This is a genomic window from Stenotrophomonas sp. STEN030, assembly GCF_056759995.1.
Map to the genome: position 1 here is coordinate 1 of NZ_JBRREB010000095.1, position 7,418 is coordinate 7,418.

The window sequence follows — 7,418 nt, forward strand, 5'->3', positions numbered from 1 at the left end:
GGGGGCGGCCCTCGCCTGTCTTGCCGCGTGCGCCGCCGCGCGGGCCGCCCCGGGGGGGGGGTGGGGGGGGGGGGGCGCCCCCCCCCCCCCCCCTACCCCGGCATGCATCAGCTACGCAGCAGGGCCGGCAGCCACAACGACAGTTCGGGGAAGAAGGTCACAATCAGCAGCACCAGCAGGCCGGCCATCCAGAACGGCCAGATGGTCTTCATGCTTTCGCCGACGCTGATCTTGCCGATGGCGGTACCGATGAACAGCACCGAGCCCACCGGCGGCGTGACCAGGCCGAGGCCACCAGTCAGCACCAGCACCAGGCCGAAGTGGATCGGGTCGATGCCATAGGCCTTGGCCACCGGCAGGAAGATCGGCGTGCAGATCAGGATCATCGGTGCCAGATCCATGAAGGTGCCCAGCAACAGCAGCATCACCACGATCATCAACAGCACCATGTACTTGCTGTGGGCGAAGGACTGCAGGAAGTCCACCGCCGCTGCAGGCACCTGCAGGTAGGCCAGCAACCAGCCGAACACCGCAGCGGTGGCGATCACGAACAGGATCACTCCGGTGCTGCGTGCGGCGTGGATGACGGTCTCGAAGAACTCCTTGATGCGCAGCTGGCGGTACAGCACGGTGGTCACCAGCAAGGCGTAGACCACGGCGATGGCCGCCGATTCCACAGCGGTGAAGATGCCGGCGCGGATACCGAAGAAGATCAGGCCAACCAGACCGAGGCCGGGCAGGGCGGCAACCAGCCGCAGCAGCACCGCGCGCCAGCCCGGGAAGGCTTCCACGCCGTAACCACGACGCCGCGCGACCACATAACCGGTGATCATCAGCACCAGCGTCATCAGCAAGGCCGGCACGATGCCTGCGGCGAACAGATCGGCAATGGACAGGCCACCGCCGGCCGCAGCCGAGAACAGAATCAGGTTATGCGAGGGCGGTACCAGCAACGCCACCAGGGCGGCGGTGATGCTGACGTTGACCGCAAAGTCACGGTCGTAACCGCGCTTGACCATCTGCGGAATCATCGTGCCGCCAACCGCCGACACGTCAGCGATTGCCGAACCGGACACGCCGCCGAAGAACAGCGAGGATAGGATCGAGACCTGGCCCAGGCCACCGCGCATGCGACCAACCAGCGATGAGGCCAGGGAAATCAGACGCTCGGAAATACCGCCGCGCATCATGATTTCGCCGGCAAAGATGAAGAGCGGAATGGCGATCAGCGAAGCCGAGCCGGTACCGGCGGAAATCTGCTGCACCAATACGATGCTGGGAATATCCAGATACAGCAGGGTTGCCAGCGCGGCGGCGGCAAGCGCATAGGCCACCGGCACGCCGATCAACAGCAGCACGCCGAATACGGCGAAAAGAATTGCGATACCCATGACTCAGCGGTCCCCTTCAGCAGCGTTGGCAGACTTGCCGGCGCCGGCGCGCAGCGACAACAGCAGGCGATTGAGTGCGAACACCGCCATCAGCGCACCACCGATGCTCAGCGGCAGGTAGTTCACGCTCTGCGGCAGGTTGGCACCGGCGGTCTTGATGTGCAGGCCGTCCAGCCACAGCACCCAGCCCCACCAGGCGAGGAAGCCGCCAATGGTGCCGACGATCAGCGGCACCAGCGCATCGATCAGGCGCTTGACCAGCGGGTGCATCTGCTCGGCCAGCAGGAAGAAACCGAAATGGCGGTTGGTATACACACCGGCCGCAGCACCCATGCTCATCGTGGTGCTCAACAGCAACAGCGTCACCGGCTCGGTCCAGCTCGGTGAATCGTTGATCACATAGCGGGCGAAGACCTGCCAGCCCTGCACCACCACCAGCCCGAGCAGGGCGGCGACGGCGATGTAGATGACCACGTCGGCAACTTTCTCCAGCACGCGCTGGAGTCCTGCCGGGGCCGCTTGTACGTTGGAATCAGACATCGGTACGGCCCCCTCAGGCGAAGTCGCGGATGCGACGGTGCAGCGCGGCGATATCAGCCTGCTGCAGGTAGTCACGCAGCAGCGGTTCGGCAGCGGCGCGGAACGCCGGCATGTCGACCGCATTCGACTTCACACCGGCAGCCAGTACCGCTGCACGCGCCTTGTCTTCGGATGCGTCCCAGGCGGTGCGCATCACCTGCACGGATTGCCGCGCCAGATCGATCACCAGGCGACGATCGGACGGGGTCAATGCATCCAGGCTGCGGCGCGACATCAGCAGGATGTCCGGCGCATACGAGTGCTGGCTTTCCGACCAGTAATGCGCGGCCTCGAAATGACGGCTGGAGTGGAAGCTGCGCATGTTGTTCTCGGCGCCGTCGATCATGTGCGTCTCCATGCCGGAGAACGTGTCGCCCAGCGACATCGGCGTGGGGTTGGCACCGAACAGGCGCATCAGCTGCAGGAAGATGTCCGAGCTGGCCACGCGCAGCTTCAAGCCGTGCAGGTCCTTGGGCGTGATGATCGGATGCTTGGTGTTGTAGAAGCTGCGCGCACCGGAGTCATAGACTGCTAGGCCGACCAGTTCGCGGCTTTCAAAGCCCTGCAGCACGGCATCGGCAATACCGCCATCGAGCGCGCGGCGCATATGGTCGACCGAATCGAAGACATACGGCAGGCACAGCGCGCGGGTCAGCGGGAACGCATTGTTCAGCGCGCCGGAGTAAACACGAGTGATGTCGATGGCACCGAAGCGGGCCATGTCGATCGCCTCGGACTCACGGCCGAGCTGGCCGGAGTGGAACTGGGTCAGGCCGAGACGGCCGCCGGTTTCGCGCAGCAGCTGTTCGCCGATCCACTTCACCGCGGTGACCGTCGGGTAGTCGGCCACGTGCACATCGGTGGCGGTCAGCAGCTGACTGCCAGCGGTCGCACCCTTGCCGCCGCCAGAGCAGGCGGCAAGTACCGGTACGGCCAATGCCCCCATGCCGGTTTTGAGAAATCCTCTTCGAGTAACCATAGCGCCCTCCAACGCGTTGCTACCGTGGCCGCCGGGATTACCCGGCCGGCACAGCCTTGCAGGAAATGTCGCCGTAACCGGCGAAGCGAATCAATGCCTGTTGGCCCACGGCGATGTCGTGGATGCCGGTGGCATTGCCGGTAGCGATCAGTTCGCCCTTCTTCAAGGGCCGGCCGCGCTTGGCCGAACGCGACAGTGCGAAGGCATAGGCCGCACGCAGGCCGCCGGGCAGGGTGGTGGCGCCACCGGTGCCGACCACGACGCCGTCGATCTCGGTCTGCGCACGCAGTTCCGGCTCATCGCAGCGGGTCCAGTTCGGCACTTCGCCGCCCAGCACCAGGCCGTTGTTGTTGCCGAAATCGGACACCACCACGCGCGGACCGAGCACGTTGATGGTCTTCAGCGGGCTGCTGGCGACTTCCACGCCGATATAGAGCTTGGCCGGCAGCGCCTCGGCTTCTTCCGGGGTCCAGTCGAGCTTGTCGGCCGGTGCATCGGCCAGCAGTTCCAGCACGTACTCGGCCTCCACCGCGGCGAAGCCGCCAGCGGCTTCAAATACCGGGATCTCCACGATGCTACCGGTAGCATTCCAGAGATTGCGTTTGAAAATCGGGCCGAGCAGACGATCGTCGCCGGAGCTGTCGCGGCGTTCGGCGGCGATATAGCCCACCTTCCAGCCGACCACGCTGTCATCCCAGCGGCCGATCGCCAGGTCCTGCACCTGATAGGCGGTGACCAGGTCGTCCGGGATCGCACCGGGGAAATCCGGAAGCGAGCGGCCATCGCGGCGTGCTTCCACAAAAGTGCGGGCAATCTCGTCCAGCGCGGCTGGCGCCTGCGGCTGGCTGCCTTGGTCGTTGCTCAAGTGCGTCTCCTGGTGACTTTGCTGCACTGCCCATCGACAGTGCTGTGACTGGCTGTATAAGGTAAACCGGTGTCATCTGACAATGTGCACTGCACCAGAACCTGTACCACGCCCTCAGCCAAGACCTGACCGCTACGCCCATGATTCGACTGAAACCCTTGCTGCAGCTGGCTTTCGCCGCTTTTTTCGGATTGCTTCCGGCAACCGTATTGGCCGCCACCGATGGTGAACCCGCAGCAGGGTCGGCTGACCGTATCGCGCTGTGGCCGCAAAGCATGGCACCGGGGGACAAGCCGCTGTCGCAGGCGCAGCGCATCGTCGAACGCAGCAGCGATCCGGCGCTGCCGGACCGCTATATCGAGCATGTCAGCGCGCCGTATCTGGTGGCGTATCGCCCGGCCAAGCCCAATGGCAGCGCCTTGCTGGTAATCCCCGGCGGCGGCTACCAACGCGTTGTGCTGGACAAGGAGGGCACGGCGCTGGTGCCCGCCTTGGTGGAGCAGGGCGGAGTGACCCTGTTCGTGTTGCGCTACCGGCTGCCCGGCGAAGGTCGCGCCGACCGCGAAGCGGCGCTGGCCGATGCGCAGCGTGCATTGCGGCTGATCCGTCACCGCGCCAACGAATGGGGCCTGGACCCGCAGCGTATCGGCACGATGGGTTTCTCGGCCGGCGGCCACCTTGCCGCGCGGCTGGGTAATGGCTTTGACCGCAACGTCTATCCACACAGCGACGTGATCGACGCCGAGAGCGCGCGCCCGGACTTCCAACTGCTGATGTACCCGGTCATCAGCATGCGCGGCGACGACGTGCATGCAGGCTCACGCGATCGCCTGCTCGGCAGCGCACCCAGCGACGAACTGCTGCAGCAGTACTCGATGCAGCTGCAAGTCCGCGCCGATACACCGCCGACCTTCCTGCTGCATGCCGCCGATGACGAGGTGGTGCCGGTAGGCAACAGCCTGCAGTTCTACAACAGCCTGCGCAGTGCCAAGGTCAGCAGCGAAATGCATCTATTCCCACACGGCGGCCACGGCTTCGGCACTCGCGGCACCGTTGGCCTCACAACAGCTGCATGGCCACAACTGGCCCTGAGCTGGATGGCATCGCAGACAACTCAACCGAAGTAGCGCTCAAGCCCCTCTCCCCCCGGGAGAGGGGTTGGGGAGAGGGCGAAGCGCGCCCGATCTCCACCACCCCAGGACACCACCATGCCGCAAACCCCAAACAACCCAGCGCGCCGCAGCTTCCTCCAACAAACCACCCTGCTGGCCGCAGCAACCGGCTTGAGCACCCTCAGCAACACCAGCTGGGCCAACACCCCCAGCAGCCCCATCGCCCGCGTCCGCAGCGGCCGCCTCGCTGGCCAGACCGAAGCCGGCACCCATGTATTCCGCGGCATCCCCTACGGTGCCGACACCGCGCCACGCCGCTTCCAGTCCGCCCTGCAGGAGCAACCCTGGCGCGGCGTACGCGATGCGTTCGACTACGCCGCAGCTGCCCCACAAACCGGCAGCGAAGGCCCGGGCAGCGAAGACTGCCTCTACCTCAACGTGTGGACGCCAGCGCTGCGTGACGGCGGCAAGCGGCCGATCCTGTTCTATATCCATGGCGGCGCCTACAACAACGGCTCCGGCAGCGACCCGCTGTACGACGGCGGCAACCTGAGCCGACGCGGCGACGTGGTGGTGGTGACGGTCAATCACCGCCTCAACCTGTTCGGATATCTCTATCTGGCCCAGCTCGGCGATGAGACGTTCGCGGACTCCGGCAATGTCGGCCAGCTCGACCTGATCCAGGCGCTGCAGTGGGTGCGCCAGCACGCCGCCGAATTTGGCGGCGATGCCGACAACGTCACCGTGTTCGGCCAGTCCGGTGGCGGGGCCAAGATCGCCACGCTGATGGCGATGCCGGCGGCCAAGGGCCTGTTTCACAGCGCCTGGACGATGAGCGGCCAGCAGGCCACCGCTGCCGGTCCACGCGCGGCTACGCAACGCGCGCAGCTGGTGCTCGATCATCTCAACGCCGATCCCGAGGCACTGCGACGCATGCCGATGCAGCAGCTGCTGGACGCGGTGAAAGTGCGCGATCCCTCGCGCGTGGAGAACAGCAGCCTCTACGTCGGTCCGGTGCTGGATGCGCGCAACCTGCCGGTGCATCCGTTCTGGCCGCAGGCGCCGCAGCAATCAGCATCGATCCCGATGGTGATCGGCAATACCCACGACGAAACCCGCGCCTTCCTCGGCAACGACCCGAAGAATTTCGAACTGAGCTGGGATGAACTGCCAGCCAAACTCGAAGCCCAGCAATACGTGGATCTGCTGCCATCGGTGGTGATCGCCGAATACCGCCGCCTGTATCCGCAGTACACGCCGTCGGACGTGTTCTTCGCCGCCACCACCGCCGGCCGCTCCTGGCGTGGTGCGGTGGAAGAACTGGAAGCACGCGCACGCCAGGGTGCACCTACCTGGGCGTATCAGTTGGACGGTTATGACCGTGATGGCGATGCCGCCAAGCTGCGTGCCTTCCATACCCTGGATATCCCGCTGGTGTTCCACAACAACACCCAGCCCGGTTCCCGCACCGGCAGCGGTGCGGCAATGCAGCAGCTTGCCAACACGATGAGCGATGCCTTGCTGGCCCTCGCGCGCAGCGGCGACCCCAATCACGCGGGCCTGCCGCAATGGCAGCAATACGGTCTTGAACGCCGACAAACGATGCTGTTCGACACACAAAGCCGGCAGATGGACGACCCGCGCGGCGGTGAACGTCGGCTCTACCAGCAGGCGCCTTTCATCCAGCGCGGCACCTTCTGAGGTATATGGCAGATAGTTTCAACGGAATCTTTACCTGACTTTCCTAGACTGCGGCGATGAAGTCCGATTCGCAGCATCCCGAATTCGCCGGCCGCCAGCGCCTGCTGGACGGTATCGATGCAGCCTTGCAGGCCAGCGATACCCACAGCACGGTCGCCCAGGTGCAGGCCGTGCTGGAACGCGCCATCAGCGATCCGCAGATCGTGCTGCCCGCCTGCGTGCATGCACCCGTGCACGACCATTACGCGCGCCGCGAGATCTACCGCAGCCCGCAGCACGGCTACAGCATCATCGCCATGACCTGGGGGCCGGGGCAGGGCACGCCGTTGCACGACCACGACGGCCTGTGGTGCGTGGAAGGCGTATGGCAGGGCAGCTTGGAGATCACCCCGTACCGGATGCTGGAGCGCGATGGCGAGCGTTACCAGTTCGCGCCACGTGAGTGCCTGCACGGCTGCAAGGGCAGCGCAGGCAACCTGATCCCGCCGGATGAGTTCCATACGCTGCGTAACAGCGACGCCGAGCGGATTGCGATCTCGGTGCACGTCTACCAGCGCGTGATGGAGCGCAGCCACGTATTCCAGCCGATCGATGATGCACCACGCTGGTATGCGCGTGAGTGCAGAGAGCTGGGGCTGGATGCCTGAGCTGGCCTTTTTTGTGGGAGCGGCGTAAGCCGCGAAGCCGGCAATGCCTCCGACGCCTGTAGTGGGGGGGGCGCCGGCGGAGAAGGCAAAAGGCAGAAACCAGAAGACCGACAAGAAGATAAAGGAAAAAAAGCAAAAACACAA

At 65.1% G+C, this 7,418-nt stretch carries 7 protein-coding genes; 3 read left to right on the forward strand and 4 right to left on the reverse strand.

Translation table 11 applies throughout. The features are described from left to right. Positions 1-107: 107 nt before the first annotated feature. From ACVOLR_RS19585 to ACVOLR_RS19600, 4 genes are read right to left on the reverse strand one after another with little or no spacing between them, the layout of a single operon-like run. On the reverse strand, positions 108-1,391 hold the full coding sequence (locus tag ACVOLR_RS19585) for a TRAP transporter large permease (protein WP_481517471.1): 1,284 nt from the start codon (positions 1,389-1,391) through the stop codon (positions 108-110). Positions 1,392-1,394: 3 nt separating this feature from the next. Next, on the reverse strand, positions 1,395-1,931 hold the full coding sequence (locus tag ACVOLR_RS19590; protein ID WP_481529127.1) for a TRAP transporter small permease: 537 nt from the start codon (positions 1,929-1,931) through the stop codon (positions 1,395-1,397). A gap of 13 nt (positions 1,932-1,944) precedes the next feature. Next, the gene (locus ACVOLR_RS19595; protein ID WP_481537925.1) at positions 1,945-2,949 is read right to left on the reverse strand and encodes a TRAP transporter substrate-binding protein; all 1,005 of its coding nucleotides are present in this window, start codon (positions 2,947-2,949) and stop codon (positions 1,945-1,947) included. Between the two features lie 37 nt (positions 2,950-2,986). Further along, on the reverse strand, positions 2,987-3,814 hold the full coding sequence (locus tag ACVOLR_RS19600) for a 2-keto-4-pentenoate hydratase (protein ID WP_481537926.1): 828 nt from the start codon (positions 3,812-3,814) through the stop codon (positions 2,987-2,989). Between the two features lie 140 nt (positions 3,815-3,954). On the opposite strand from ACVOLR_RS19600, the gene ACVOLR_RS19605 reads away from it, so the two are divergent. The 3 genes from ACVOLR_RS19605 (at position 3,955) to ACVOLR_RS19615 (ending at position 7,274) form a co-directional block, all read left to right on the forward strand. Beyond that, on the forward strand, positions 3,955-4,941 hold the full coding sequence (locus ACVOLR_RS19605) for an alpha/beta hydrolase (RefSeq protein ID WP_481537927.1): 987 nt from the start codon (positions 3,955-3,957) through the stop codon (positions 4,939-4,941). An 81-nt stretch (positions 4,942-5,022) separates the two neighbouring features. After that, complete coding sequence (locus ACVOLR_RS19610) at positions 5,023-6,627, forward strand: carboxylesterase/lipase family protein (protein WP_481537928.1); 1,605 nt, start codon at positions 5,023-5,025, stop codon at positions 6,625-6,627. Between the two features lie 56 nt (positions 6,628-6,683). Next, complete coding sequence (locus ACVOLR_RS19615) at positions 6,684-7,274, forward strand: cysteine dioxygenase family protein (protein ID WP_481537929.1); 591 nt, start codon at positions 6,684-6,686, stop codon at positions 7,272-7,274. Positions 7,275-7,418 lie beyond the last annotated feature (144 nt).

Coding starts and splice junctions, on each gene's coding strand:
- ACVOLR_RS19585 (WP_481517471.1), bottom strand. CDS start 1,391: ATGGGTATCGCAATTCTTTTCGCCGTATTCGGCGTGCTGCTGTTGATC.
- ACVOLR_RS19590 (WP_481529127.1), bottom strand. CDS start 1,931: ATGTCTGATTCCAACGTACAAGCGGCCCCGGCAGGACTCCAGCGCGTG.
- ACVOLR_RS19595 (WP_481537925.1), bottom strand. CDS start 2,949: ATGGTTACTCGAAGAGGATTTCTCAAAACCGGCATGGGGGCATTGGCC.
- ACVOLR_RS19605 (WP_481537927.1), top strand. CDS start 3,955: ATGATTCGACTGAAACCCTTGCTGCAGCTGGCTTTCGCCGCTTTTTTC.
- ACVOLR_RS19610 (WP_481537928.1), top strand. CDS start 5,023: ATGCCGCAAACCCCAAACAACCCAGCGCGCCGCAGCTTCCTCCAACAA.
- ACVOLR_RS19615 (WP_481537929.1), top strand. CDS start 6,684: ATGAAGTCCGATTCGCAGCATCCCGAATTCGCCGGCCGCCAGCGCCTG.